Genomic DNA, 26,507 nt, shown 5'->3' with positions numbered 1-26,507 from the left:
GCCGCCCGCCCAGCCCTCTCCCGAGGGAGAGGGAGCCGATTTGCGGGCTTTTCAGTATCTGCATTCGACTCGATATCGCAAGTCGGCGTATTTCGCCTGAACACCTCGGTCAGTCCCCTCTCCCTCCGGGAGAGGGCTAGGGTGAGGGGCTTTTGCTCTGGCTTTTGATCTTTTGCCCCTTCGGCAGGCTTCGTTATGGGATCGATCCGGGCGTGGGAGCGCAGCGACCGTACGACGCAGTCGTACACAGCGAGTGCAGGTGCAGCGAAGCCAACCGTAGACGCTGCGCCAGGATCGGTTCCGTAACGAAGGTACCCCGAGCCCCAGCGAGCGGGCCGTACGCCGGGGCAAAGCCTTTTTGGTTACTTTTCGCTGGGCCGGCATTCCGGCGTTTGGAAAAGGTGACCCGCCGTAAGGGCGGAACCTTAAGTAGCCTTCACCGCAGCAAAGGATATGCCCCCAATCCCAAAAATCAAAAAGCCCCGCCAAAGCGGGGCTTCTAAACAACATCAGACCAATCAGAAATCAGCCTTCACCGACATCACAAAATTGCGCGGATCCCCGTAGAAGTTACCGAACCCCTCGGTACCAATGGTCGCGTAATAACGCTTGTCGAACAGGTTGTTGCCGTTCAACGCCACCGACCAGGTGTCATCGATCCGATAACCGATGCGACCGTTCCAGACCGCATAACCCGCGCCGTCGACATTGTCCCCGCCCAGAGGCGAGACACGGTAAGTGCCTGTCTGCGCATTGACACCCGCACCAATGGTCACACGGTCCAGCGGTCCGCTCAGGGCGTAATCACCCCAGACGCGCAACAGGTGACGCGGCACGTAGGAGTTGTAGACCGCGCCATCCTGAGTGGCGTCGGCATCTTCCAGCACCTTGGTCTGGGTGTAGGTATAACCGGCCAGCAATTGCAGGCGGTCGATCACTTCACCGCTGACTTCAGCTTCAAAGCCCTGGGCGCGGACCTTGCCGGAGTTGATCTGGCACGAACTGTCTTCGCACCGCAGGTCATCCTGGGCCGCATCTTTCTGGATGGTGCGGAACAGGTTGAACGTGGTGTTCAAGCGACCGTCGTACCACTCACCCTTGATCCCCAATTCGTAGCTCTGGCCAATCAGCGGCTTGAGCGTGCTGCCGTCGATGGTTTTGTACGAGCCTTGCGGGGTGAAGATGTCGGTGTAGCTGGCGTAGGCGGTCAGGTTGTCGTTGAGGTCGTAGAGCAGGCCGGCGAACGGCGTGACCTGGCCGGTTTCGGTGGATTGGGTGTTGACCTCGGTGCCTTCGCCGCGGAAGTACTGCACCGAGTCGGTGTCGGATTTGTACCAGCTGACCCGGCTGCCGAGTACCAGGGTCATCGGGTCGGCGAGTTTCAGGCGGGCGATCGAGTAAGCGCCGTATTGCTTGATGTGCATGTCCACCGGGCCGCCACGGGAGGCGTTGGCCAGGTAGTAGCTTTCATCCGGCTGCGGGATGTTGTGGTTCGGGTTGAACACGTTCTGGCGCTGTGGCAATGCCGCCACCGCGTAGAAGTCGTCCTTGTGCGAACGGCTGGCGTTGGCGCCGACGATCAGTTCGTGCTGCTGGCCGAAGGCGTCGAATTTGCCGTCGACGTAAGCATCGAAACCGTAGTCGCGCTGGTCGTAGTCATAGGTACTGCCGAGCATCAGCGTATTGGTGGCTGTGGCGCCCAACGGCACTGTGCCGCTCGGGAAGGAATATTCCATGTCCTGGGTGTTGCGCGAGTAGACACCGGCAACTTTCAGCGACCAGTCGTCGTTGAACTGGTGTTTGACGTCGGCGAAGTAGGTGGCGCGTTTGCTGCGCTGGTTGTTCCACGAGGTGTTCAGGCAGGTGGAGCGTTTCAAGTGCAGGTCGGAGCCGTCGGCGTAGCGCGGCAGGCCGCCCCAGCACGGGGTGGCGTCGACGTCTTCATAGGCCATGCCCAGACCGAGGGTGGTGTCGGGGCTGAGGTCGAAGTCCAGGGCGCCGTAGTAGATCTGGTCGCGGCGTTCAGCCACGTCGTAGAAATACTTACGGGTCTGCTGCGTCACCACGGCGCGGCCACGGACAGTGCCGGCGTCGTTCAGCGGGCCGCCGGTGTCGACCTGGCCGCGATAGTTGTCCCAGGTCCCGGCCGACAGCGACAGCTGCGTGTGCGGGGTGTCCTGGCCGCGCTTGCGCACGAAGTTGACGCCGCCGGCGGTGCCGCCCGCGCCCTTCATCATGCCGGCCGCGCCGCGGAGGATTTCCACGCGGTCGTAGATGGCCATGTCACTGTTGAAGCTGTCCGCCTGCACGTAGCTGCTGCCGATGTCCAGCGGCACGCCGTCGTACTGGTACTGGCCGGTCATGCGGAAACCGCGCGAGTAGAAATACTTGCCGCCCATTGGCGAGTCGTAGACGGTGATGCCCGGGGTCTTCTCCATCACCTGTTCGATGGTGTTGAGGTTCTGGTCATCAAGCATCTTGCGGGTCATCACCGTGACCGACTGCGGCGTTTCCTTGAGCGAGTGCACGCCCTTGCCGATGGTCACGCCGCCGGTGGTGTAGGAGTTGCTGCCTTCGGTGGTGGCGCCGAGGCGGTTGGCGTTGACGTTGGTCGGCGCCAGTTCCATCGCGCTGCCGCCAGTGGCCGGGCCGAGCACGGTGACGGTGTTGCCGTCACGCTGATAGCGAATGCCGGTGCCACTGAGCATGGCCTTGAGCGACTCGTCATCCTGATAGCGGCCGTTGAGGGCGCTGGAGCGCAGGCCTTGCAGGCTTTCCGGGCTGTAGACGATTTGCAGGCTGGTCTGCTGACCGAGGGTTTGCAGGGCCTGGGCCAGCGGTTGGGCCGGGATGTTCAGGGTCCATTCCTGGGCCTGGACATACGGCGCTGCCGCGAGGGTCAGTGCCAGACCCAGGCCGCTACCAGCCAGGCGTGTGCGGGTCGCGCCGTGCATCAGCAGGGCTCGAGTCAGAGGGCGAAGCATGAAACGGGATGCGGACATGAGGTTAAGACCTTGGCAGGTATAGTTGTTAATGGTTCTTATTCATCTCATTAAGACGAGGAAGCCGCGGCAAACCGGAAAAGTTTTTTCTCCGGCCCGGTCGCGGCTGCCTCGATCAAGCGGTTTGCAGTTCGCTTTTGACCTTGCCGGCCTCCATGCGCACCAGTTGATCGGCGACGTCGAAGTAACGGTCGTCGTGGGAAATCACGATGATGGTTTTGCCCAGGCGCTTGAGGTCGGGCAGCAGCTCGGTATAGAAGATCCGCCGGAAGGTCGGGTCCTGATCCGCCGCCCATTCATCGAACACCAGCACCGGGCGCTCTTCGAGCCAGGCGTTGACCAGTGCCAGGCGTTTGCGCTGACCGGTGGACAGGTCGGTGGTGCTGAAGGCGCCGTCGCGCACGCTGACCTTGTGCGCAATCTCCAGACGCTCGAGGTAGCGGGTGGCATCCTGCGGCACTTCACGATCGCCCTGGATCAAGTCATCGAACAGGTAGTAGTCGGCGAAGATCGTCGTGAAGTTCTGCCGGTAATCGTCGCGGTTGACCGCAGTGATGGGCTTGTCGTTAACGCGAATTTCGCCCTCGGTCGGCGCGTACAGGCCCAGCAGCAATTTGATCAGCGTGGTCTTGCCGCAGCCGTTCTCACCGACGATGAACACGATGTCGCCCTGTTCGATACGAAGGTTCACCGGCCCGAGGCGGAACGGTTCGCTGCCTTCCACGGGAGGGAAGGCGTAGCGCACGTTGCGCAGTTCCAGGCTGTTGACGGCGGCTGGCTTGCTGCCCTGATCCTGCAGCAACAGGTGCGGCTCCGGTGAGGAGAACTGTTCGCTCAGTTCGGCAATGCGGCGGAAGGCAATCTGCGCGCGGCTGATGATCGGCAGGGTGCTGATCAAGTGTTCCAGCGGCCCCTTCATGTACAGCAGCACCAGAACGAATCCGCTCATCACCGCTTTGTCGGCACTCGGCCACAGCGATTGCAGGGCCAGGGCCATGCCGATGACCACGAAGAACAGCATCGAGCCAAACGACTTGGCGATGACGAAGGTGTTGATCGATCTGATCTGGGTGTCGCAGATTTTCTCGGCGGTTTTCTGAATGCCGGCGACGAACATGCGCTGGCGACGCGGCCGGTGGATACGCAGTTCCTTGGCGCCTTCGGCAATTGCGTTGTAGTGCTTCTGCAGTTCGTCTTCGGAATCGCGCGCGGCGTAGAAACCGCGCATGCCCTTGGCCCGCGCAATCGCCTGGATGGTGGTGCCGATGGCGATGGCCACCAGCATCATCAGGAACATCGGCCACGACAGCATGGCCAGATAGCCGAGACAACCAAGGGTCACGGTCATGGAGATCGCCAGCGGCGCGAAGGCGAAGGCGAAGTCGCTGATGGTGTCGACGTCGTGGGTCAGCACCGGAATCAGGCGATGGCTGCGATAGCGTTCGATCTGGTCGATCGGCGCCGACAGGACTTTCTCCCCCAGCTCTTTGCGCAGTTTGGCGATGATGTGCTGGCCGACGTAGTTGGTGCCGATGTCCGACAGGATCGTGGTCAGCAGGGCCAGGGCACAGAGGCCGGCAAAGATCATCACCACGGTGCGGGTCAGGCCGTCATCGGAATGCAGGGCGTTGTTGATGGTCGCCAGCAGCACGGTGACGCTCAGGCCGCCGAGCATGCCGAGCACGATGGACGCCGAGACGATCAGGCGGAAGGGCTTGAGCAGGGCGAACAATTCGTTGATCGCCCCACGCGTAGGCTTGGTCATGGAGGATTCCTGCTTCGATGCGGAGGGAGTGCCGGTACTTAAGGAAAACGAATGGTCGCGGAGTTTCTTTAACCGAGCGCAGGCGTGGCTGCGCTCGTCGAGGGCGGGATCAGAGGTCGCGTACTACGCGAAAGCCCAGCCAGTCGCCCTTGCTGGTCGGCCAGCTGCTGTTGCGGTTGCCCGAGCGCGAGAAGATCGGCGCCTCGCCCCAGTCATTGCCGCGCATGACCTGGCGTTCGCAGTTTTCCTGGGTCCATGGGCGACCGTCGGCGGGCACGCCGGAGTAGTCCGGGTGATAGCAATCGGCGGTCCATTCGTAGACGTTGCCGTGGGCGTCGAACACGCCAAACGCATTGGCCGGGAAGGTGCCGGCCGGCGAGGTGAAGTTGTAGCCATCGGCTGCGCCGTAAGTGTTGGCGTGCCTGGAAATCTGGTAATCCTTGCCCTCATCGAACGGGAACGGGAAAGGCCCGGCGCTGCCGCCCCGGGCGGCGTATTCGCGGATCGATTCGCTTTGCAGGCGATAGGCGTGGCCGGTCTTTTTCGACAGCCAGTCGATGTAGCCCTGGGCTTCGGCGACGTTCATGCATACGGCCGGATCGCGTGGCGTCTGTTTGAATTCCGGCTTGCCGGCGGTGCAGCGGCGGCCGGGGCGGTCATCGAAGTCGTAGGGCTTGTTGCCGGTTTCGCGGACATAGGCGTCCCATTCGCCCACCAGCACCTGCGAGCGGCTGATAGCGAATGGTTTGCTGAACGTCACCGTGTGCAGCGGGCCTTCGTCGGGTTGGCGGCCGACTTCATCATCCGGCGTGCCCATGGTGTAGCTGCCGGTCGGCAGCACGACCATTTCCGGGCAGTCCTTGCAGTCCTTGAACACTTTGCCCGCAGCAGGCGCGGTCGCCGCCAGCGCGCTGCCGGGCAACAGCGCAGCGCAGAGGGCGCTTAGCGCCAGTGCGGGCAGGGCTTTGGAGAGGAGTGACGCGTGAGGCTTTTTCATGGGTCGTCTCTTTAAAAGGAAAACGGCAGTCGAGGGTCAGGCGCGCAGCTTGGTGCCGAGGATGTCCATGAAGCGATCCACTTCGGCTTCGCTGTTGAGCAAACCCGGGGCGGTGCGAATCACCGGCCCGACATCGCGGCTGACCGCGTCGCAGATCACCCGGTTTTGCATCAGCCAGGCGGCCACTTCATCGCTGTCCTGGCCCTTGATCCGGAAGAAGGTGAAACCGGCGGAGAACTGCGAGTCGAGCGGGGTCACCAACTCGATGTTGCGGTGCTCCTGCAAGCGTTGCTTGAGGTAACTGTTGAGCTGATGAATGCGCGTCTGCACTTCGGCCTTGCCCAGTTGCAGGTGCAACTTGAAGGCTTCGTCCAGCGCCCAGCGATGCTCGAAGGCGTGGTAGCCGCCCGGGGTCATGATGGTCGAGAACGCCGTGGCCTCGGAGAAGGTCGGCACGCTGGGGCTGACGTATTTCAGTTCTTCGGTGCGGCTGCAGACGATGCCGGTGCCGCGCGGGCCGAACATCCACTTGTGCGTGCCGGCGATGAAAAAGTCGCAGTTCATCTGCGGGAAACTCACGTCGTCGACGCCAAATCCGTGCACGCCATCGACCACGTAGATCAGCCGATCCTGATCGGCACGCTGGCGGTTGTGCTCGTCGACCAATTGCGAGATTTCGCGGATCGGCAGCTTCACGCCGCTGCCCGAATGCACCCAGGTCATGCCCAACACGCGGGTTTCGGGGCGGATGTTGCGATTGATCGTGTCGAGCACCTGATCCATAGAAATGCTCTGCGGGGTTTCGAACAGCTTGAGTTTGCGCACGGGCGTGCCGTCACGCCGGCTGCGGAAATCGAGGATGTTGCGCGTCGAATAATGCTCGTGAACCGTGGTGAGAATTTCCTGATCCGCGCGCACCTGCACGCTGCCGTAGATCATCGCCAGGCCTTCGGTGGTGCTGCCGGTCAGGGCGATTTGCGCGGGTTTGGCTTGCAGATACTGGCCGGCCCAGTGGCGCACGTTTTCTTCGCGCTTCTCGGTGACGCCCAGATCCCAATCCATCGCCAGACCCGGATTCAGATCCAGCGCTGCGCGATGGCGTTCGATGGCTTCGCGCACCGGTTTGGGGTGCGATGTGACGAGGAAATTGGCGAAGTGAATCGCCTGAGGATCCTGCTCGAACAACTGACGCAACTGCGCCCATTTGTCCCGCGACGCAGTCGGCGCGGCAGCGATGGCCGCCGGAGCACTCAGGCTGGCGCCCAGGGGCAGGGCGGCGGCGAGCAGGCCGGCCTGTTTCAGAAAAGTGCGGCGATCAGTCATGGCCGGGCCACCTCCTGGCGCGACGCCAGCGCTGGTTTCGCGGCTTTTTGCACCTGATCCCAGACGCGCATGAAGTTGCCGCCCCAGAGCTTGGCGATATCCGCTTCGGAGTAGCCGCGCTGCAGCAGTTCGGCGGTGACGTTGCGGATTTCGCCGACGTTTTCCCAGCCCTTGATGCCGCCGCCGTCGTTGAAGTCCGAGGCGATGCCGACGTGGTCGATACCGATCTTGCGCACCGTGTAATCGATGGCGTCGCCGAAGTCCTTGAGAGTGGCTTTCGGTTCTTCTTCGAGGATCGCGTAGAGGCCGCTGGCGTATTGGCCGAGCTTCTGTTCCGACCAGGCGGTGATGATCGGATCGCCCGGCATCAGCGCCATGGCCAGATTAGGCAGTGGCGGCAGATCGAAGCGCGCACGCAGCGCATTGAGTTTGTCCTGCGTGCCCTGGGTCAGCGGTTTCAGGTACTGCGAGAAGGCGACGACCTGCACCACGCCGCCACTGTTCTTGATCAGTTGCAGCTCTTTATCGCTGAGGTTGCGCGGGATATCCACCGCCGCCCGGGGCGCCGAGTGCGAGGCCACCAGCGGTGTACGGCTCAGTTCGGCGACTTGCTCGAGGGCCTTGGTCGACATCTGCGAAACATCGATGATCACGCCCAGATCGTTCAAGCGCTGCACCGCTTGTTTACCGATGTCCGACAGACCATTGAGGGCGTCGGGCGAATCATTGAAAAACGGTAGCGGCCGCGACGAGTCGGCCCAGCTGTTGTTACCGATGTAACTGAAACCGAACATGCGCATGCCGCGCCCGGCCCACAGGTCGAGCTTGCTCAGATCATTACCCAGCGGGTAGGCGTTGAGCATGCTGATGAAAATCGCAAACTTGCCTTCGCCGTGCAGGCGGCGGAAATCATCCGGTGTGTAGGCGATGCCGGCCTGATTGGGGAAGTCGCGGACAATCCCGGAAATGATCTTGTAGCGCACCTCCTGCTGATTGCGCGCTTCTTCGACAAAACCTTCGGTCGGACGGTGCGGGGCGTTCGGGCCGTTCCACATTTCCGGCCAGCCGAACACCGTCAGCGCCGCGCCGGACAGGCGTCCGCGATTGGCCTTGATGAGGTCGAACTGGCCCGAGCCATCCTTGTCAGCTTCGTGGTCGTGGCTGCCGAAACTCAGCGGCACGGTGATGTGGCTGTCGAACGACAGCAGGCGATCCTGCAACTCCGTCGCCTGTTTCATCACCTTCACCGGATAGCCGGGGTTGTTCCAGTAATCCCAGGCCAGAAATCCTGCGCCGGCACTGATCGCCAGGGCCAGCGGCAGGCCGATGAATAGAGCCTTTTTCCAACGCGGTTTTGTCATTGCCATCTCATTCAGGTTCGCCGTCGAGGTACAGGCGCAGGGGCCTTTGCTATCTGGGAAGAACGAGTGGCTGCACGGCTAATTTAGGTGTGCGTTACAAATGCCCGGCAGCGGCGCGGGTGATGTTTGCCGGCAGCGTAAATTTCCCCGCCGAGCAAACGTTCTAGCTTGGATAAAGCCTGCTTCATGGCTGACACAGGTAGGGCAATGACGATCTCTCGACGCTGGTTCATGGCGGGCATGGCACTCACGGGCGCCGCGCTGCCTGCCGCTTTTTATGCACATCGTGAACTGACTCGCGAGGAGTTTCCGATCACCCCGGACGAGGCCACGGTCGATCTGGCGGACACCGCCGGGCAACAGCTGGCGGACAATTTGCGTGGGGTCTGGGACATTCGCTTTACCGGTGCGGCGGCGGGGCTTGATGGTCTGCCGGCGCAAGGCCTGGAGCTGTTTCTCGACATTGCCCATCGTGGGCGCGGCTTGCGTGGTTATCTCGACACCGGAGCGAATCTGCGTGCCGAAGGGCCTGTGCGTTATCAAGTCATTGGCGATCTGGCACCGGGCAACGGCGCCGAGATGTATTGGCGCCTGCTGCGCACCTATGCGCCGCTTGCGCCGCCGGTGTATGAATTCAAAGTCAAACTGGATGAAGTCTGGGCTGCGTTCGGCAATGCCGGCAGCGCCACGTTCACCGGGCAAGTGCTGCGTCTGGACCGGCCGTTGGCGTTGCCCGAGCTGGACAATCATTTCATCGCTATCAAGCGGCGTTTTCCCGAGGCCCGTGAACGCACCGGTCTGAATCCGCAACTGTTGGCCTGGCTGGTGGCGCCCGAGCATCGGTTGTTCCACCAACTCTGGCACGCTACCCGCGACAAGTGGCACAAGCTCTCGGAGAAAAAACGCGAAGCCTTGCGCGGCATCGGCTGGCAGCCCGGGCCACGTGACAAGGAGCGCGACGCCCGTGGGCCGAGCAAGGATCGCAATGGCTCGGGCGTGGACTTTTTCTTTATGCATCGGCACATGCTCGGCATCGCCCGCTCGATGCAGGATCTACCTTCCTGGCCGGCGTTCCCGCAGCCGCAGCCTGAGCTGGAACGTGACCGCCAGGGCTTCGCGCGTTATTTCGACAACCACGACGGCAACTCACTGCCGCCGACCTGGCTGGCCCAGGGTGATGACGAGTACACCAAATGGGTCAGCGACATCAAAGCGGCGGAGACTTTCCAGAGCAATTTCCTGGTATGGGAATCGCAGTACCGTGACCCGCGCTACTTGTCGAAATTGACCCTTGGCCAGTTCGGCTCGGAAGTCGAACTGGGCCTGCACGACTGGCTGCACATGCGCTGGGCTTCGGTGGCGCGTGATCCGTCCAACGACATTCCGGTGCCGATGGCGCGCGATCAGGCGGACTTCGCTGCGCGCTGGTATGCGCCGGAAAACGACTTTCTCGGTGATCCGTTTTCCTCCCATGTGAACCCGGTGTTCTGGCGCTTTCATGGTTGGATCGATGATCGCCTGGAAGACTGGTTCCGCGCCCATGAACGTTTTCATCCGGGCGAAGTGAGCCGTCTGGAAGTCAACGGCGTGCCGTGGTTTGCGCCGGGACGCTGGGTGGAAGTCGCCGACCCCTGGCTCGGCCCCGACACCCACGGCTGCAGCACCGTGCCCGGCCTGCAAGCGGGGCGATCCGTGGAGATGGACCCGGAAACCATGAAACTGGCGCTGCGTATCACTTTTGGCGACGAAGACAACATGACCGAACTGTTCCGCAAAGTGCCACAGCGCCCTTGGTATGCGCGGCACCTGAAGGTCAAGGGCCGACAGCTCTAGATTGGTTCAACACACACATATTCAGAATAGTTCGCAATCCCCTTGTGGGAGCGAGCCTGCTCGCGAAGGCGGTGTGTCATTCAGATGCATCAGTGCCTGACAGGACCCCTTCGCGAGCAGGCTCGCTCCCACAAATGAAATTCGGTCTGGACAGAAATTTTCGGCACGACCAAGGCTCCCTGTGGGAGCGAGCCTGCTCGCGAAGGCGTCAGTTCAGTCGACGCGTTGCCCTCAGATCACCTCCCAACCACCCCCCAACGCTTTGTACAAGGCAATGCTCGCCTGCAATCGCGACAGGCGCAGTTGTACGTTGAGGTCTTGCGCCGCATACAGCGTGCGCTGGGTTTGCAGGACGGTGAGCAGGTCTTCGGCGCCGGCCTGGTAGCGACTCTGGGCGATGTCGAAGGCGGTTTGTGCCTGGTTCAGTTCTTCGCTTTGCCATTGCCGTTGTTCGTCGAGGCCACGAATGCTGCTGAGGGCTTTTTCGACGTCGGCGAAGCCGTTGATGATTGCCCCGCGATAGGTCTCCAGCAATTCGTCCTGCCGCGCCTTGGCCTTGTCGCGTTCGGCGCTGAGGCGGCCGTTGTTGAAGATCGGCGCGGTCAGCCCCGAGGACAGGTTGTAGAACGTCGTGCGCAGCAAATCGGCGGCCAGATCGGCGCCGCTGCCGAGGCTGGCGGTCAGGGTGATTTTCGGCAGCATCGCGGCGCGGGCGACGGTGACATCAGCCTGGGCTGCCGCAAGCTTGGCCTCGGCGCTGGCAATGTCCGGACGCCGACTCAGCAAGTCGCTCGGCACGCCGCTGGCGATGTCCGGCCAGTGCAATTGGCCGAAGGATTGTGTGGGCAACGGTAACGTTTGCACTGGTTGGCCGAGCAGGGCGGCGAGGCTGATCAGTGCTTCGCGGGCCTGTTGTTGCACCAGCGGCAGGCGACGCTGTTGTTCGGCCACCAGGCTTTTCTGCTGGGCCAGTTCCAGCGCGGTGGCGCTGCCGGCGTCGAAGCGGGTCTGCACCAGCTGCAGCACATTCTGCGCATTTTTCAGATTGAGTTCGGCAATGCGCGCCTGCTCACGCAAGGCCAGGGCCTGGGTGTAACTGTTGGCGACGCCGCTGAGCAAGGTCAGCTCGACGGTGGCGCGATCGAATTCGCTGGCCTGCACGCCGAACACCGCACTGTCGCGGGCGGCACGCTTGCCGCCCCAGAAATCGATTTCGTAACTGGCGCTGAGCTCGGCATCGTAATAGTCCAGCGAGCGATTCTCGGGACTGACATCCAATTGGCTGTAGCCCTTGCCGTGGATCAGTTTCTGCCGATTGGCATTCAGCCCGGCCTTGAGTTCCGGCAGCAGCGGGGCGCCGGCAATGGTTGCGCTGGCCTCGGCCTGTCTGACCCGCGCCACGGCGGCGGCGAGGTCGTAGCTGCCCAGCCGCGCCTGTTCCACCAGTCGCTCCAGCTCGGGGCTGCCGAATTGCGTCCACCATTGCCGATTGCTCTGCAGCGCGCCGGGGGTGTCGGCGGACTGCCACGCGCTCGGTGGCTGCACGCCGCTGTCCAGGCGCGGCGCCGGGCTGCTGCAGGCCGCCAGCAACAGGCTGGCGGCGAGGAAGGTCAGTCGCACTTTCATAGGTCGATCATTCACTGGTAAGGGCCGTGACCGGGTCAAGCCGGGCAGCTTTGCGGGCCGGCATGAAGCCGAAAATGACGCCGGTGACCAGCGCACAGGCAAACGCACCGGTCACCGCCAGCCCTTGAAAGGCGATCGCCACGCCGCTGAGCAACAACACGCCGCCGACCAGCAGCGCCAGGCCGATTCCGGCGATTCCGCCGACCACCGAGAGCATCAGCGCTTCGGTGAGAAACTGACGGAGGATGTCGCGCTGACGGGCGCCGGTGGCCATGCGAATACCGATCTCGCGGGTACGTTCGCGTACGGTCATGAGCATGATGTTCATCACGCCGATACCGCCGACCAGCAGGGAAATCGCCGCAATTGCCCCCAGCATCAGCGACAGCGTGCCTTGCGTGCGCGCTTCGGCCTGGATCATCGCGGCATTGTTGGTCAGCTCGAAATCCCTCTTGCCGTGGTGCCGACGCAACATTGCCTGTTCGATGGCCTGTTCGGCGTCCTTGACCTTGCGCGCATCCTTGGCCGCGATGACCACGTATTGCGGATTGCGGCTGCCGAACAGGCGCGTGCTCGCCGCCGAATACGGCACGGCGATGCGGTTGTCGCTATCGGAGTCGCCGGAGCTGGCGCCTTTTTCCGCAAGCACGCCAAGGATCTGGAACGGCACGTTTTCGATGAGGATGTATTGGCCGATGGGGTCGTCGACATCCTTGAGCAACTTGTCGCGGACCTTGGTGCCGATCACCGCGACGGCGGCGGCGCTGTCCTCGTCGGCCTGGGTGAAGTAGCTGCCCTGGATCACCGGCCAGTTGAAAATCTGCGGAAAGTTGGTGTCATTGCCGCCGACGTAGCTGCTGTGGTCGGCGTTGCCAAAGCGCACCGCGGCGGTCGAGCCGTTGACCGGCATGATGCGCTCCACCTGGGGCAGGGCGGACAGTTCGGCGACGTCGTCGAGGGTGATGATGCCCTCCGGCGTACGCGGGTTCGGCGCCGAGCCGCTGAGGTAAATGATGTTCGAGCCGAACGCACCCATTTGCGCCATGACCTGACGCTTGCTGCCTTCGCCGACGGCGAGCATGACCACCACCGAGGCCACGCCAATGACGATGCCCAGCAGGGTCAGCGCCGTGCGAAAGCGGTTGATCCACATCACCCGCCACGCCGCTTGTACAGCGTCGAGCAGTTCACCTTTCCAGGCGCCGGTCTGGCTGCTGCCGTTGCTCAGGCGCTGGCGCAGGTCGACCGCTTGCAACGCGCCGGGATTGGCCGCAGGCGGCGCGCACGCGTACTCGGCGCTGTCGCTGATGATCAGGCCGTCGCGGATTTCGATGATGCGTTTGGCCCGTTGCGCCACTTCGCGGTCGTGGGTGATGAGGATCACCACATGACCCTGATCGGCGAGTTCGTCGAGCAGGCTCATGACCTCGGCGCCGCTGTGGCTGTCGAGGGCGCCGGTCGGCTCGTCGGCGAGGATGATATGGCCGCCATTCATCAGCGCACGGGCGATCGACACCCGCTGTTGCTGGCCGCCGGAAAGCTGATGCGGACGATTGCCGGTGCGAGTGCCGAGGCCAAGACGTTGCAGCAGCGCGTGAGCTCGGGCATGCCGCTCGGCGGCCGGGGTGCCGGCGTAGATCGCTGGCATCTCAACGTTTTCCTGGGCCGAGCCGGAGGGAATCAGGTGGTAGCCCTGAAAGACAAAACCGAAGGCTTCGCGGCGCAGCCAGGCCAGTTCATCGCTGTCCAGATGCGCGACATTTTCCCCGGCGAACAGATACTCGCCGCTGGTGGGACGGTCGAGGCAACCGAGGATATTCATCAGCGTCGATTTGCCCGAACCGGAGGCGCCGACAATCGCAACGAACTCGCCGGCATGGATCGACAGATCGATCCCGCGCAGCACTTCCACCAGCGGGCTGTCATCACCGCCATAGGCTTTGCGGATCTGCCGCAGGTCGATCAGGGGCGTGTGCATTCAGCCTCCATGACCAGTGGCCGGCGCGCTGAGAACATGCTCGCCCTCGGCCAGACCTTCCAGCACCTGGGTGCGCAGGCGATCGCTGATGCCGGTGCGTACTTCACGCGCCTGAATATCGCCGTTGGCAGCGACGATCTGCGCCCGCTGCCACTGCGGACGCGAACCCGGTTGCAGGGTGGCAGTCGGCACGGTCAAAGTGTCTTGCGCCTGTTCGGCGACAAAGAACACCTGGGCGGTCATGTCGGTCATCAGGCTGTGATCGGCGTTGTCGACGTCGAGCAGCACGGTATAAAGAACCACGCGTTCGCTGCCGCTGCGGCCGCTGGTAGGACTGCCGCCCTGATTCTGTTCAAGCGGACGCGGCGGCACCGGCAGGATCTGCCGCACGGTGCTGCTCCAGCGCCGAGTGCCGCCGCTGAGGGTGGTGAAGTAGGCGGTCATGCCGGGTTTGACGTGGCCGATGTCGGCCTCTGAAACCTCGGCCCACACCGTCATCGGCGACAGCCGGGCGATGCGCAGGATCAGCGGGGTCTGTTGTTGCGCGTTGAGCGTCTGGCCTTCCCGCGCACCGACGGCGACCACGGTGCCGCTCATCGGCGCGTAGATGCGCGTGTAACCGAGTTCCGCCTCGTCACTGCGCAGGCTGGCCTGGGCCTGACGGATCTGCGCCTGGAACATGTCGATGCGCGCCTGGGTTGCGCGAACCTCGGCGCGCGCGGTCTGCACGTCTTCCTCGCGGGTGGCGCCACCGGCGGCGAGTTTCTGCTGGCGCTGGTATTTCTGCTGCGCCAGATCGTGCTGGGCGCGTTGCTCCTGCAGCTGCGCCTTGAGGTTTTCGATGGAAAAACGCCCGGCATCGAGCTTGGCTTTCTGTGTCGACGGGTCGATTTCCACCAGCAACTGGCCTTCCTTGACCGTATCGCCGGCCTCGACGTGAATCTTCTGAATCTGCCCCGAAGCCTGTGCGCCGACATCCACATAGCGGCGCGGCTGCAAGGTGCCGAGCGCTGTCACGCTGTTTTCGATATCGCCGCGGCTGACCTGCACAGTGGCAACGGCGTCGCGACCGGGTGGCAAGACTTGCCAGGCAGCGACGGCGATCACGGGTATCAGACAGAGGGCGGCAAACAGCGCGCGACGGGCGGGGCGGGGACGATTCATGCAGGGTTCCGGCCAGTGGTTGCGGCCCGTCGCAAGGCACGACAGACACAGGGGCTGTCCTGTAAACGAGGCATGGGCGACGGAATTTAGCCGCAGACACATTGAGTTACCGCAGCCGGGCCACGACTATTTGTCCGGGATATGGAATCAACTCTTTAAATCTATATGAGAATTACTATAAATTACGCACCTCAAGTTGCCACTATCTTGCTACTGCGTGATTTGCAGGTCTGATCAGTGCGCTCAAGGACAGAAACGGCATCGATGCGGTCGGGAGTCATGTTGGAAAACTACTATCGTGAGCTGGTGTGTTTCCTCAACGCCAGACTGGGCAACCGTCAGGTCGCCGAGGATGTGGTGCATGACGCCTATGTACGGGTGCTGGAGCGCTCCAGCGAGGTGCCGATCGAACAACCCCGGGCCTTCCTTTATCGCACCGCGTTGAACCTGGTTATCGACGATCACCGCCGCAACGCGCTGCGCCAGGTGGAATCGCTGGACGTGCTGGATAACGAAGAGCGCTATTTCACTCCATCGCCTCACGGCACCCTTGATCACGGACAGCGCCTGGAAATGCTTCAGCGCGCACTGGCCGAGCTGCCGCCGCTGTGCCGCGACAGTTTTCTGCTGCGCAAGATCGAAGGAATGTCCCATCCGGAAATCGCCCAGACCCTCGGCATCTCCCGGGCGCTGGTGGAAAAACACATCGTCAACGCCATGAAACATTGCCGCCTGCGCATCCAGCAATGGGATGGCCAGTGAGCCGCGCCGGTTAAATTTCCTTTCATCGTCCTCGTTCCTACTCAACAGACGACCTGCTGACCTGATTCAGGCCGGTCAGGCCACCCAGGCTTTATTTCCCCGCGTTGAGGGGTTCATCCAGAGGACACTGGAAATGACACAGGCAATTGCATCGCCCATCGTTCACGACCTGATCGGCGTCGGTTTCGGCCCTTCGAACCTGGCACTGGCCATCGCCCTGCAAGAGCGGGGCCGGATCCAGGGCGAACTGGATGTGCTGTTCCTCGACAAGCAGGCCACTTACAGCTGGCACGGCAACACCTTGTCGACGCAGAGCGAGTTGCAGATTTCCTTCCTCAAGGACCTGGTGACCCTGCGCAATCCGACCAGCCCGTATTCTTTCGTCAATTACCTCAAGCACCACGGGCGTCTGGTCGATTTCATCAACCTCGGCACCTTTTATCCATGCCGCATGGAGTACAACGACTACCTGCGCTGGGTGGCCGGGCAGTTCACCGCGCAGAGCCGTTATGGCGAAGAAGTGCAATTCATCGAACCGGTATTGCACAACCAGCAGGTCGAGGCATTGCGGGTGATTTCCCGGGGCAGCGACGGCCAGCAATTCGTGCGTACCACACGTTCGGTGGTGGTCAGCGCTGGCGGCACACCGCGCATTCCAGAGGCGTTCAAGGCGCTGAAGGGCGATCATCGGGTGTTCCACCATTCGCAGTATCTGTCGCAAATGGCCAGACAGCCGTGCGTGAACAATCAACCGATGAGCATCGCCATCATCGGCGGCGGGCAGAGCGCGGCGGAAGCCTTTATCGACCTGAACGATTCATTCCCGTCGGTGCAGGTCGACATGATCCTGCGCGGCTCGGCCTTGAAGCCTGCGGACGACAGCCCATTCGTCAACGAAGTGTTCTCGCCGGAATTCACTGATCTGGTGTTCCAGCAGAACAGCGTCGAGCGCGAGCGTCTGGTCAACGAGTACCACAACACCAACTATTCGGTGGTCGACATCGACCTGATCGAACGCATCTACGGCATCTTCTACCGGCAGAAGGTTTCCGGGATTGCCCGCCATGCGTTCCGCACCCTGACCACCGTCGAGAGCGCCACTGCCACGGCAAACGGTATCGAACTGGCAGTGCGCAACAATGCCACCGGCGAAGTCACGGTGCGAATCTATGACGCCGTGGTGCTGGCCACCGGTTACGAGCGGCAGATGCACCGCAAGTTGCTCGCGCCGCTGGAGGAATACCTCGGCGAATTCGAAGTCGATCGCAACTACAAACTGATCACCGACGAGCGCTGCAAGGCCGGCATATATATGCAGGGCTTCTGCCAGGCCAGCCATGGCCTGAGCGATACGCTGCTGTCGGTGCTGCCGATTCGCGCCGATGAAATCGCTGGCTCGCTGTACGAGCATGGCAAACAGCGCGGGCACAGCCGCTCGGTGGCGGAGCTGTTGTTGGCGACTGCCAGCTGAAGTATGCGGCGCCTGTCACACCGCTTTCGCGAGCAGGCTCGCTCCCACAATGGTTCTGTGAATGCAGGCCAAAATCTGAGAGCGAGCCTGCTTGCGAAGGGGCCATGGAAAGCCCCACATATGATCGTTCCCACGCTCTGCGTGGGCATGCAGCCCGGGACGCTCCGCGTCCATTTCAGAAGCCGAACGCGGAGCGTCCGATGAGGCGTTCCTACGCTGAGCGCAGGAACGATCGCGGGGAAATTCTGAACCCTTCCTGAACACCCCCCACATTCCCCGAAAACACCTCTTCCAGCCGTTTAGCTGCGGGCGTAAGCTGCGCGCGTTTTCATCAATTGCGGAGACCCACAGTGGGTACTTGTTCGAGTGACAGTTGTCGGCCGGTCTCGATCACCGGCAGATTCTCGGCAAGATAACGCGCAGCCTTTCCCTGCCGTTGTCTCGCCGTAACAGCGAGCAGCGGCATCCCGTGCACGGCCAGTTCCGGAACGTGTCTCGACGTCCTTCTCATCGACGCTGAACCAAGCGTGATGGCGACCTCAGTCGTCATCGCAGCCTATCGACACGCCTATTCCTGACTGGCGTGCCACGCCTTGCCGTGCCGGTTTTCCCGGTGCCAGGGCGCGGCGGTACCTGCTCGACGGTTTCCCGGCTGACCACAGGGGACACAGCCATGAAACTCACGCTCAAGGAATTTTTCGCAGGCTTTCTGCGCAGCCGCCACATCGCCCGGCACTTCCGTCGACTCGCGTTGCTGGATTCGATCAATGACACATCGGTCAACCGTGAAGTGCCGCCGACGCTGGCCAACACGCTAGTCGCTGCCGCCCATGAAGACAGCGCTGCGTTGCTGTCAGCGCTGGGCACGCACGGCGAGGGGCTTACCGAAGTCGAGGCCGATGCACTGCGCGCGCAACATGGCCTCAACGAGGTCGAACACGAGCAGCCGCTGCCGTGGTGGACCCATCTGTGGCACTGCTACAAAAACCCGTTCAACCTGCTGCTGACCTTACTCGCGGTGATCTCCTGGCTGACCGAAGACCTCAAGGCGGCCGTGGTGATTTTCTCCATGGTGGTGCTGTCGACGCTGCTGCGCTTCTGGCAAGAGAGCAAATCCAATCAGGCCGCCGATGCGCTCAAAGCCATGGTCAGCAACACCGCCACGGTGCTGCGCCGCGATGTGCCACGGCGGGAGCTGCCGATCAAGCAACTGGTGCCCGGCGATCTGATCGTACTCTCGGCCGGCGACATGATTCCCGCCGATTGCCGCTTGCTCAGCGCCAAGGACCTGTTCGTCAGCCAGGCAGCAATGACCGGTGAATCGATGCCGGTGGAGAAATTCACCCGGCAGACCGATCGCGACACGCGTAACCCGCTGGAGCTGGACAACATTCTGTTCATGGGCACCAACGTCGTCTCCGGCAGCGCGATTGCACTGATTCTCACCACCGGCAACAGCACCTACTTCGGTGCGCTGGCGCAACGGGTCGGCGCGACGGACCGGGCGGTGACCTCGTTCCAGCAGGGGGTCAACAAGGTCAGTTGGCTGCTGATCCGCTTCATGTTCGTCATGGCGCCACTGGTGCTGTTCATCAACGGTTTCACCAAGGGCGACTGGAGTGAAGCGCTACTGTTCGCGCTGTCGATTGCCGTCGGCCTGACCCCGGAAATGCTGCCGATGATCGTCACCTCGACCCTGGCCAAAGGTGCCGTGTTTCTGTCGCGCAAAAAGGTCATCGTCAAACGCCTCGACGCGATTCAGAACTTCGGCGCCATGGACGTGCTGTGCACCGACAAGACCGGCACCCTGACTCAGGACAAGATCTTTCTCGCGCGTAATGTCGATGTCTGGGGTGAGGATTCTGACGCTGTGCTGGAACTGGCCTACCTCAACAGCTACTACCAGACCGGCCTGAAAAACCTGTTGGATGTCGCCGTGCTCGAACACGTGGAAGTCCATCGCGAACTGAAAGTCGGCAGCGTGTTTCGCAAGGTCGATGAGATCCCGTTCGACTTCAATCGCCGGCGCATGTCGGTGGTGGTGGAGAGCCGCGGTCAGCCCCATCAACTGATCTGCAAAGGCGCGGTGGAAGAAGTGCTGGCGGTGTGCAGTCGGGTGCGTCACGGCGAGGTCGATGAAGTCTTGAGCGATGAATTGCTGGCGCGGATTCGCCAAGTCACCGGCGCCTTCAACGCTGAAGGTCTGCGCGTGGTGGCGGTCGCGGCTCGCTCAATGCCAGCAGGGCGCGAGATTTACAGCCTGGCCGATGAGCAGGAACTGACGCTGATCGGTTACGTGGCGTTCCTCGATCCACCGAAGGAAAGCACCGCGCCAGCGCTCAAGGCCTTGGCCGAGCATGGCGTAGCGGTCAAGGTGCTGACCGGTGACAACGAACTGGTGACGGCGAAAATCTGCCGTGAGGTCGGCCTCGCCCCACAGGGTTTGCTGCTGGGCAATGACATCGAGCGCATGAGCGACGCCGAGCTTGCGGTGGCGGTCGAGACGACCAACGTCTTCGCCAGACTGACGCCATCGCACAAAGAGCGCATCGTCGGCATTCTCAAGGGCAACGGCCATGTGGTCGGGTTCATGGGCGACGGCATCAACGACGCGCCGGCGCTGCGCAGCGCCGACATCGGCATTTCCGTGGACAGCGCGGTGGACATCGCCAAGGAAGCGGCGGATATCATCCTGTTGGAAAAAAGCCTGATGGTGCTGGAGGAGGGCGTGCTCGAAGGGCGGCGCACCTTCGCCAACATGCTCAAGTACATCAAGATGACTGCCAGCTCCAACTTCGGCAATGTGTTCTCGGTGCTGGTTGCCAGCGCGTTCATCCCGTTCCTGCCGATGCTGCCGATGCACCTGCTGGTGCAGAACCTGCTCTACGATATCTCGCAGATCGCCATTCCGTTCGATAACGTCGACGACGAGATGCTGAAACAGCCGCAGCGCTGGCAGCCGGCTGACGTCGGGCGCTTCATGCTGTTTTTCGGCCCGATCAGTTCGATCTTCGATATCACGACGTTCGCCTTGATGTGGTACGTGTTCGACGCCAATACCCCGGATCATCAGACGCTGTTCCAGTCCGGCTGGTTCGTGGTCGGGTTGCTGACCCAGACGCTGATCGTGCACATGATCCGCACGCCGAAGATCCCGTTCCTGCAAAGCCGCGCCGCCATGCCGCTGCTGGTGATGACCGGGGTCATCATGGCGGTCGGCATCTTCCTGCCAATGGGGCCGCTGGCGCATTACTTCAAGTTGCAGGCGCTGCCGTCGCTGTATTTCGTGTTTCTACCGGTGATTCTGCTGGCGTACATGACGCTGACCCAAGCCGTTAAAGGCTTCTACATCCGCCGGTTCGGCTGGCAATAACCGCCATGGAATGCTTTCCCCTGTGGAAGCGAGCCTGCTCGCGAAGGCGTCGTGTCAGTCAGTACATCTCTGACTGGTATAGCCCCTTCGCGAGCAGGCTCGCTCCCACAGGGGATATTGGTGCGTCAGGGCCGCCGGATAAATGAGCGGGTTTTTAGGAAAAGTCCTACAGAGCTATCCCCGACGCTTGCGTAGTCTTGCCCTCCCCAAACCTCACCGGGAGAATGACCATGAGCAACAAAGCGTTGCGCATCCTGATCGCCGACCCGCAGCATTTTCATCGCATGAAAATCGAGCGCCTGTTCAACGCGCTCGGCTACTACCGCGTCGCCCCGGTGCAGACTCTCGGCGAACTGTTGACCCTGGTTGACTATGGCTGCGAGCCGTTCGATGTATTGGTGATCAATGCCGAGCTGGCGGCAGGCTCCCTGGATCTGTCGGGCTTTCTGCTCGATCACCCACAGGTTCGCCACGCTCTGATCTACAACGAACCGTCGGCGCCCTTGCTGGCGGTTGCGGGGTTTGCTCAGGAAAACGCGCAGATCAGCCCGACGCCATTGCCCAATTCACAGCTCATCGGGCAGGTGATGGCGAGAGTCGAAGCTTGCGACGAACGCCAGGCAGCGCCCGACTCTCACGCGTCGTTGCGCCATGCCAATGCATAAAAAACCACTCTGCACAACTGTCAGACCTGACAGGTGATTCTCTTGCTCATCCATGTAACAGTGCCGGCGCGGCCACCGACTCCGGGACAGACTGTTGCGGTGTCTTCGATTTTGCAGGAGTACCAATGAAGTCAGCGCTGATCGTCGATGATCACCCAGTCGTGCGCGCGGCCATTCGAATTGTCCTGCAGGCTCAAGGCTTCACGCAGATTCATGAAGCGTCCAATGGCAATGAAGTCGTGCCGTTGATCTGCGCGCATGATCCGCACCTGGTTGTGCTCGATCTGGGGCTGGGATCGATGGACGGTCTGGAAGTGCTGACGCGAATCCAGATCAAGGCGCCAACGGCGCGTTGCCGGGTGCTGGTGTTCAGCATGCATGAGCCCACGCATTATCAAGAGCGTTGTCTGCGCGCCGGCGCGAGGGGCTACGTGACCAAGAGCAATCAACTGACTCTGCTGCACGAAGCCATCAAGGCATTGATGTCCGGCCACACTTATTTCTCCGCATTGCCCAATACCAGCGGTCTGTACAACGCCGTGCAACGCACGGAAAAGGAGCTGATCGCGCAGCTGTCCGATCGAGAGTTATGCATTTTCGTGAATCTGGCGCTGGGCAAACCGAACAAGGCCATCGCTTTGGAAATGCACCTGAGTCACAAAACCGTCAGCACCTACAAGACCCGCATGATGGCGAAACTTGGCCTGGGTTCGCTGGTGCTTCTGCGTGAGTTCGCCAAGCGCAATCACTTGATCTGAGTACCCCGACATGATGCAGGGACTGCGGGTTTTATTGCTGTGGCTGGGGCTTGTTGCCTCGGTCGGGGCGAATGACCAGCCGCAGACGCTGGAGGTGCTGGCGCGCCTCGAACCGGGAAGTATCCAGGTCCGCCTCGATGATCGGGAGCGCCAGTGGTTACGTGAGCATCCAGTCTTGCGCATGGGCATTTCCGGCCCGGATTACCCGCCCTTCGAAATCACCCGCAATCAGCATGAGCTGGAAGGGCTGACCGCCGATTACGCCGATCTGCTGGCGCAACTGCTCGGCATCAGGATCGAAGTGCGGCGTTTCGCCGATCGTCCCGCACTGATGGCCGCACTCAAGCGCGCTGACGTCGAACTCCTGGGCACCTCGAACAGTTTCGAAGCGGCGGATCCGGCCTTTGTTCTGTCGCGGCCGTACGCTGAAGATCAGCCAATGCTGGTGACGCGTCATGACGAGAAACTGCCTGCTGACCTTGCAGGCAAACGCATCGCCATGGTCGAGGATTACCTGCCGCTGACCCATGTTCAGGCGTTCTACCCCGGCGCCCACGTACAGCTTTATGCTTCGGCCATGGATGCACTCGGCGCGGTCGCCTTCGGTGCCGACGACGTGTACCTGGGCGACTTCATCAGCGCCAACTACCTGATCAACACCAATTATCGCAACGACCTGCAACTGGCCGGGCCGTCGGGGCTTGATGCCAATCCGTTCGCCTTTGCGTTGTTGCGCAGCGATGTGGTGCTCAAACGCATCGTCGACAAGGCCTTGCTGGCCGTGCCGATGGAGCGTCGCCATCTGATCGAACAGCGCTGGAGCGTCGGCCTCGCCGAGATGGCCGAACAGTCGCGGGTACACCTCAGCGCCGCCGAGCAGCAGTGGCTGGATCAGCACCCGGTGGTGCGGGTCGGCGCTGTCGAAGACTTCGCGCCGTTGGCGTTTTTCGATGCCGATGGACGCTTCAACGGGCTGGCAGCGCAGTTGCTGAGCCTGATTGCACAGCGCAGCGGGCTGAATTTCGAGATCGTGCGTGGCACCTCCTTGAACGATCAGTTCGAGCAGCTCCAGGCCGGCGCACTCGATGTTCTGCCGGTGGTGACGCCGAGCACCGAGCGGGAAGCGCAGCTGCAATTCACCCGCGCCTATCTGAACAATCCGTTCGTGCTGGTCAGCGCAGCGAACGGACCACATCCATTGCCGCTCGACGAACTGGCGGGCAAACGCCTGGCGATCTATCGAGGGCATCCGTTGCGCGATTATTTGCTGCAACGGGTGCCCGGACTGCGTCTGGTCGAAGTCAAAAGCCCCGCCGAAGGCATGGCGCTGATTGCCCGTGGACAGGTCGACGTGACGGTAAGTTCGTTGCTGGTGGCGCGTTTTCTGATCGCCCGCCAATACCGCGACCGCCTGCGTATTACCGGCACCGTAGGCGATCAGCCGGCGCGCATCGCTTTGGCCACGGCGCCGCAGTCGGCGCTGCTGCACTCGATCCTGAACAAGGCGTTGCTGAGCATCGCGCCGCAGCAAATGGATGAACTGGTCGAGCGCTGGAGCCACGATGTGGTGGTGGAGGACAGCTATTGGTCGCGCCATCGCCGCGAGATTCTGCTTGGTTTTGCCGGCGCCGCAGGCTTGCTGCTGCTGGCCTTGATCTGGATCGGCTGGCAGCGTCGGCAGATCCATCAGCGCCAGCAATGGTTGTTGCAACTGCAACAGGCCAAGGACGTAGCGGATGAGGCCAATCGGGCCAAAAGCACTTTCCTGGCGACCATGAGCCACGAGATCCGCACACCGATGAACGCCTTGATCGGCATGCTCGAACTGGCGCTCAAGCGCGCAGAGGAGGGCGTGACCGATCGACTCGCCATTCAGGTGGCGTCGAATGCCGGCCAGCAATTACTGGCGTTGATTGGCGACATTCTCGACATCGCCCGTATCGAGTCGGGGCATTTGTCCCTCTCGCCCGAGCGGGCCAATTTACGCGAGACGGTGTTATCGGTATGCCGAGTGTTCGAAGGGCTGGCGCGGCAGAAGCGCTTGTTGTGGCGCATCGATCTTGATCCGCGCGCCGACGTGGATGTGCTGATTGATCCGACGCGCTTCAAACAGGTGCTGTCGAACCTGTTGAGCAATGCGATCAAATTCACCGAGGCGGGCGAGGTGAGTTTGCGCTTGCAGGTCATCGCCATGACCGACGCTGAAGTGGACTTGCTGTTGCGCATCGAAGACAACGGCATCGGCATCAGCGGCGAAGATCAAAAGCGCCTGTTCAGCCCGTTCGTTCAAGCGAGCAATAGCCTTCAAGCGGCGCGCAGCGGTTCCGGCCTGGGGCTGGTGATCAGCCGTAACCTCTGCGAAATGATGGGCGGCACACTGGGTCTCGATAGTGATCTCGGGCAAGGCACGCGAGTAAAAATCAATATCCAGTTGCCGCTGTTGACGTCGGTGACGACCGCACTGGCAACGCCCGAGGCGGCAGCCGCGACCTGTGTATTAAGCGTGTTGGTGGTCGACGATCACCCGGTCAATCGCTTGCTGATGTGCTGGCAACTGAGTGAATTGGGGCATCGCACGGTAGACGTGGGCGACGGAGAACAGGGGCTGGACCGCTGGCGAACCCAGGCCTTCGATGTGGTGATCACCGACTGCAACATGCCGCGCCGCAATGGCTATGAGCTGGCGCAGGCGATTCGCAACGAAGAAGCCGCCAGCGGCCGCAGGCCCTGTCTGATCCTCGGTTTTACGGCCAATGCGCAGGTCGAAGAGCGCCTGCGCTGTCTGGATGCAGGCATGGACGGTTGCCTGTTCAAACCGATTCGCTTGCATGATCTGGCTGAAGCCCTGAAAGGCGCTCATCGTTGCGAGCGCCACGAAGATGAAACGCCAAGTGCCGAGCCCGTCGAGATTGATCTGAGTGCCCTGGAGCAGATGGCCGGTGCCGATCACTCGTTGATCAAGCGTTTGCGCAAGGAAGTCGGCAATAGCTTGCGCGACGATCTGCAGGCTTTGGATCAGACCCGCGTCGGCGACCGCAACGGCCTGCGTGAGCTGGCCCATCGCATCAGGGGCGGTGCGCAAATGGTTGGGGCAGCGCGGGTTGTTGCGGCGTGTGCAGATCTGGACACGGCATGCCGAGACGGTGAAAACGCGTTTATCGAGCGTGCCATCGACAAGTTGCGCGAAGCCATGCACGGCCTCGCGCGCTGCCTCTGAGCCAACGCAGTCTCCTGTGGGAGCGAGCCTGCTCGCGAAATGCGCGCCGCTGCTCAATTGTTCTGCATATGGAACACTCAAGCCGATTTCCACCCTCTAGTCGAATATTCGATATGCCTTTAGGCTTAATCCAATGCATTTACCCATTGGAGACCCCATGAAAAACATCATCGGCATTTACACCAGCCCGCGCGGCCATTGGGTCGGCGATGGTTTCCCGGTGCGCACGCTGTTTTCCTACGACAATCTGGGCAAGCACATCAGCCCGTTTCTGCTGCTCGATCACGCCGGTCCCGCCGAATTCACCCCGACCACTGAACAGCGTGGCGTCGGCCAGCACCCGCACCGTGGTTTCGAAACCGTGACCATCGTTTACGACGGCGAAGTGCAGCACCGCGATTCCACCGGCAGTGGCGGCACCATCGGCCCGGGTGATGTGCAGTGGATGACCGCAGCTTCCGGCATCCTCCATGAGGAATTCCACTCGGAAAACTTCGCCCGAACCGGCGGCAAGCTGGAAATGGTCCAGCTGTGGGTCAACCTGCCGGCCAAGGACAAAATGGCCGCGCCGGGTTACCAGACCATTCTCGACCGCGACATTCCGAGCATCGCGCTCAAGGACCACGCCGGCAGCCTGCGTCTGATCGCCGGCGAATTCGATGGGCACACCGGACCTTCGCGGACTTTTACGCCAATCGACGTGTGGGATCTGCGCCTCAATGCCGGCAAGTTGCTGACGCTTGATCTGCACGAAGGACGCAACACCGCACTGGTGGTGTTGAAGGGTTCGGTGCTGGTCAACGGTGCGGAATCGGTTGGGGTAGGGCAGTTGGCGCTGTTCGAACGCGACGGTGATCGACTCACCCTCCAGGCCAGCGAAGACGCGGTGGTATTGCTGCTCAGTGGCGAGCCGATCGACGAACCGATCGTCGGCCATGGCCCGTTCGTGATGAACACCGAGCAGGAAATCCATCAGGCCTTCGCCGACTTTCAGTCCGGGCGCTTTGGCCGGATGCACGCCTGACCCCGAGCTTTACTGGCAACTGAAACTCCCACAGGTTGTTCAGCGTCTGATCGTTCCCACGCTCTGCGTGGGAATGCAGCCGGGGACGCTCCGCGTCCCACAGCCTCAAGATCGCAGCCTTCGTCAGCTCCTTCAGGGTTTTGCAGTGTTTGTAAGCCGGTGCTCATCCACCGAAATCAATTGCTCCT

16 protein-coding genes are annotated in these 26,507 nt (G+C 61.8%); 8 read left to right on the top strand and 8 right to left on the bottom strand.

The window, feature by feature from the left end; all coding sequences use genetic code 11:
- Window positions 1–518: 518 nt before the first annotated feature.
- The 5 genes from D8U70_RS22860 to pvdM form a co-directional block, all read right to left on the bottom strand.
- Window positions 519–3,002, bottom strand: coding sequence for a TonB-dependent receptor (locus tag D8U70_RS22860; protein WP_177433363.1), 2,484 nt, complete (start codon window positions 3,000–3,002; stop codon window positions 519–521).
- Window positions 3,003–3,117: 115 nt separating this feature from the next.
- Window positions 3,118–4,767, bottom strand: coding sequence for a cyclic peptide export ABC transporter (locus D8U70_RS22855; RefSeq protein ID WP_073474054.1), 1,650 nt, complete (start codon window positions 4,765–4,767; stop codon window positions 3,118–3,120).
- Between the two features lie 109 nt (window positions 4,768–4,876).
- Window positions 4,877–5,764 carry a formylglycine-generating enzyme family protein gene (locus D8U70_RS22850; RefSeq protein ID WP_122747133.1) on the bottom strand — a complete coding sequence of 296 codons (888 nt, stop codon included), beginning with the start codon at window positions 5,762–5,764 and terminating at the stop codon, window positions 4,877–4,879.
- 36 nt (window positions 5,765–5,800) lie between these two features.
- Complete coding sequence (locus D8U70_RS22845; protein ID WP_130929782.1) at window positions 5,801–7,087, bottom strand: aminotransferase class V-fold PLP-dependent enzyme; 1,287 nt, start codon at window positions 7,085–7,087, stop codon at window positions 5,801–5,803.
- Entirely contained in the window at window positions 7,084–8,448 is a 1,365-nt protein-coding gene (gene pvdM / locus D8U70_RS22840; RefSeq protein WP_130929781.1) for a pyoverdine-tailoring dipeptidase-like protein PvdM, read from the bottom strand. The genes D8U70_RS22845 and pvdM overlap by 4 nt, the downstream gene beginning before the upstream one ends.
- A 207-nt stretch (window positions 8,449–8,655) precedes the next feature.
- Between pvdM and D8U70_RS22835 the strand changes: the two genes are divergently transcribed.
- Entirely contained in the window at window positions 8,656–10,281 is a 1,626-nt protein-coding gene (locus D8U70_RS22835) for a PvdJ/PvdD/PvdP-like protein (RefSeq protein ID WP_130929780.1), read from the top strand.
- A gap of 231 nt (window positions 10,282–10,512) precedes the next feature.
- On the opposite strand, the gene D8U70_RS22830 is transcribed toward D8U70_RS22835, so the two are convergent.
- From D8U70_RS22830 to D8U70_RS22820, 3 genes are read right to left on the bottom strand one after another with little or no spacing between them, the layout of a single operon-like run.
- A complete protein-coding gene (locus D8U70_RS22830; protein WP_130929779.1) occupies window positions 10,513–11,907 on the bottom strand; it encodes an efflux transporter outer membrane subunit in 1,395 nt (464 codons plus the stop codon).
- A 7-nt stretch (window positions 11,908–11,914) separates the two neighbouring features.
- On the bottom strand, window positions 11,915–13,885 hold the full coding sequence (locus D8U70_RS22825; RefSeq protein WP_130929778.1) for a MacB family efflux pump subunit: 1,971 nt from the start codon (window positions 13,883–13,885) through the stop codon (window positions 11,915–11,917).
- Window positions 13,886–15,049 carry an efflux RND transporter periplasmic adaptor subunit gene (locus tag D8U70_RS22820; RefSeq protein ID WP_130929777.1) on the bottom strand — a complete coding sequence of 388 codons (1,164 nt, stop codon included), beginning with the start codon at window positions 15,047–15,049 and terminating at the stop codon, window positions 13,886–13,888.
- A gap of 279 nt (window positions 15,050–15,328) precedes the next feature.
- Between D8U70_RS22820 and D8U70_RS22815 the strand changes: the two genes are divergently transcribed.
- The 7 genes from D8U70_RS22815 (at window position 15,329) to D8U70_RS22780 (ending at window position 26,319) form a co-directional block, all read left to right on the top strand.
- Window positions 15,329–15,811, top strand: a complete 483-nt coding sequence (locus tag D8U70_RS22815; protein ID WP_016773904.1) for a sigma-70 family RNA polymerase sigma factor — start codon at window positions 15,329–15,331, stop codon at window positions 15,809–15,811.
- A gap of 133 nt (window positions 15,812–15,944) precedes the next feature.
- Complete coding sequence (locus D8U70_RS22810; protein ID WP_016773905.1) at window positions 15,945–17,282, top strand: SidA/IucD/PvdA family monooxygenase; 1,338 nt, start codon at window positions 15,945–15,947, stop codon at window positions 17,280–17,282.
- A gap of 673 nt (window positions 17,283–17,955) precedes the next feature.
- Window positions 17,956–20,655, top strand: coding sequence for a magnesium-translocating P-type ATPase (gene mgtA, locus D8U70_RS22800; RefSeq protein WP_130929776.1), 2,700 nt, complete (start codon window positions 17,956–17,958; stop codon window positions 20,653–20,655).
- A 230-nt stretch (window positions 20,656–20,885) separates the two neighbouring features.
- Window positions 20,886–21,320 carry a chemotaxis protein CheY gene (locus D8U70_RS22795; RefSeq protein ID WP_122706867.1) on the top strand — a complete coding sequence of 145 codons (435 nt, stop codon included), beginning with the start codon at window positions 20,886–20,888 and terminating at the stop codon, window positions 21,318–21,320.
- A 125-nt stretch (window positions 21,321–21,445) separates the two neighbouring features.
- Window positions 21,446–22,078 carry a response regulator transcription factor gene (locus D8U70_RS22790; RefSeq protein WP_016773908.1) on the top strand — a complete coding sequence of 211 codons (633 nt, stop codon included), beginning with the start codon at window positions 21,446–21,448 and terminating at the stop codon, window positions 22,076–22,078.
- A 10-nt stretch (window positions 22,079–22,088) separates the two neighbouring features.
- On the top strand, window positions 22,089–25,295 hold the full coding sequence (locus D8U70_RS22785) for a transporter substrate-binding domain-containing protein (RefSeq protein ID WP_130929775.1): 3,207 nt from the start codon (window positions 22,089–22,091) through the stop codon (window positions 25,293–25,295).
- 157 nt (window positions 25,296–25,452) lie between these two features.
- Window positions 25,453–26,319, top strand: a complete 867-nt coding sequence (locus D8U70_RS22780; RefSeq protein ID WP_130929774.1) for a pirin family protein — start codon at window positions 25,453–25,455, stop codon at window positions 26,317–26,319.
- Window positions 26,320–26,507: the final 188 nt, after the last annotated feature.

The sequence above is a fragment of the Pseudomonas sp. Sample_20 genome (genome assembly GCF_004307585.1).
In the GTDB taxonomy this organism is placed as follows: Bacteria; Pseudomonadota; Gammaproteobacteria; order Pseudomonadales; family Pseudomonadaceae; genus Aquipseudomonas; species Aquipseudomonas atacamensis.
This window is presented reverse-complemented; position numbering and strand designations above follow the sequence as displayed.

Bases quoted from the DNA above. Each gene is read 5' to 3' on its own strand.
- D8U70_RS22860 (WP_177433363.1), bottom strand. From the start codon at position 3,002: ATGTCCGCATCCCGTTTCATGCTTCGCCCTCTGACTCGAGCCCTGCTG.
- D8U70_RS22855 (WP_073474054.1), bottom strand. From the start codon at position 4,767: ATGACCAAGCCTACGCGTGGGGCGATCAACGAATTGTTCGCCCTGCTC.
- D8U70_RS22850 (WP_122747133.1), bottom strand. From the start codon at position 5,764: ATGAAAAAGCCTCACGCGTCACTCCTCTCCAAAGCCCTGCCCGCACTG.
- D8U70_RS22845 (WP_130929782.1), bottom strand. From the start codon at position 7,087: ATGACTGATCGCCGCACTTTTCTGAAACAGGCCGGCCTGCTCGCCGCC.
- pvdM (WP_130929781.1), bottom strand. From the start codon at position 8,448: ATGACAAAACCGCGTTGGAAAAAGGCTCTATTCATCGGCCTGCCGCTG.
- D8U70_RS22835 (WP_130929780.1), top strand. From the start codon at position 8,656: ATGACGATCTCTCGACGCTGGTTCATGGCGGGCATGGCACTCACGGGC.
- D8U70_RS22830 (WP_130929779.1), bottom strand. From the start codon at position 11,907: ATGAAAGTGCGACTGACCTTCCTCGCCGCCAGCCTGTTGCTGGCGGCC.
- D8U70_RS22825 (WP_130929778.1), bottom strand. From the start codon at position 13,885: ATGCACACGCCCCTGATCGACCTGCGGCAGATCCGCAAAGCCTATGGC.
- D8U70_RS22820 (WP_130929777.1), bottom strand. From the start codon at position 15,049: ATGAATCGTCCCCGCCCCGCCCGTCGCGCGCTGTTTGCCGCCCTCTGT.
- D8U70_RS22815 (WP_016773904.1), top strand. From the start codon at position 15,329: ATGTTGGAAAACTACTATCGTGAGCTGGTGTGTTTCCTCAACGCCAGA.
- D8U70_RS22810 (WP_016773905.1), top strand. From the start codon at position 15,945: ATGACACAGGCAATTGCATCGCCCATCGTTCACGACCTGATCGGCGTC.
- mgtA (WP_130929776.1), top strand. From the start codon at position 17,956: ATGAAACTCACGCTCAAGGAATTTTTCGCAGGCTTTCTGCGCAGCCGC.
- D8U70_RS22795 (WP_122706867.1), top strand. From the start codon at position 20,886: ATGAGCAACAAAGCGTTGCGCATCCTGATCGCCGACCCGCAGCATTTT.
- D8U70_RS22790 (WP_016773908.1), top strand. From the start codon at position 21,446: ATGAAGTCAGCGCTGATCGTCGATGATCACCCAGTCGTGCGCGCGGCC.
- D8U70_RS22785 (WP_130929775.1), top strand. From the start codon at position 22,089: ATGATGCAGGGACTGCGGGTTTTATTGCTGTGGCTGGGGCTTGTTGCC.
- D8U70_RS22780 (WP_130929774.1), top strand. From the start codon at position 25,453: ATGAAAAACATCATCGGCATTTACACCAGCCCGCGCGGCCATTGGGTC.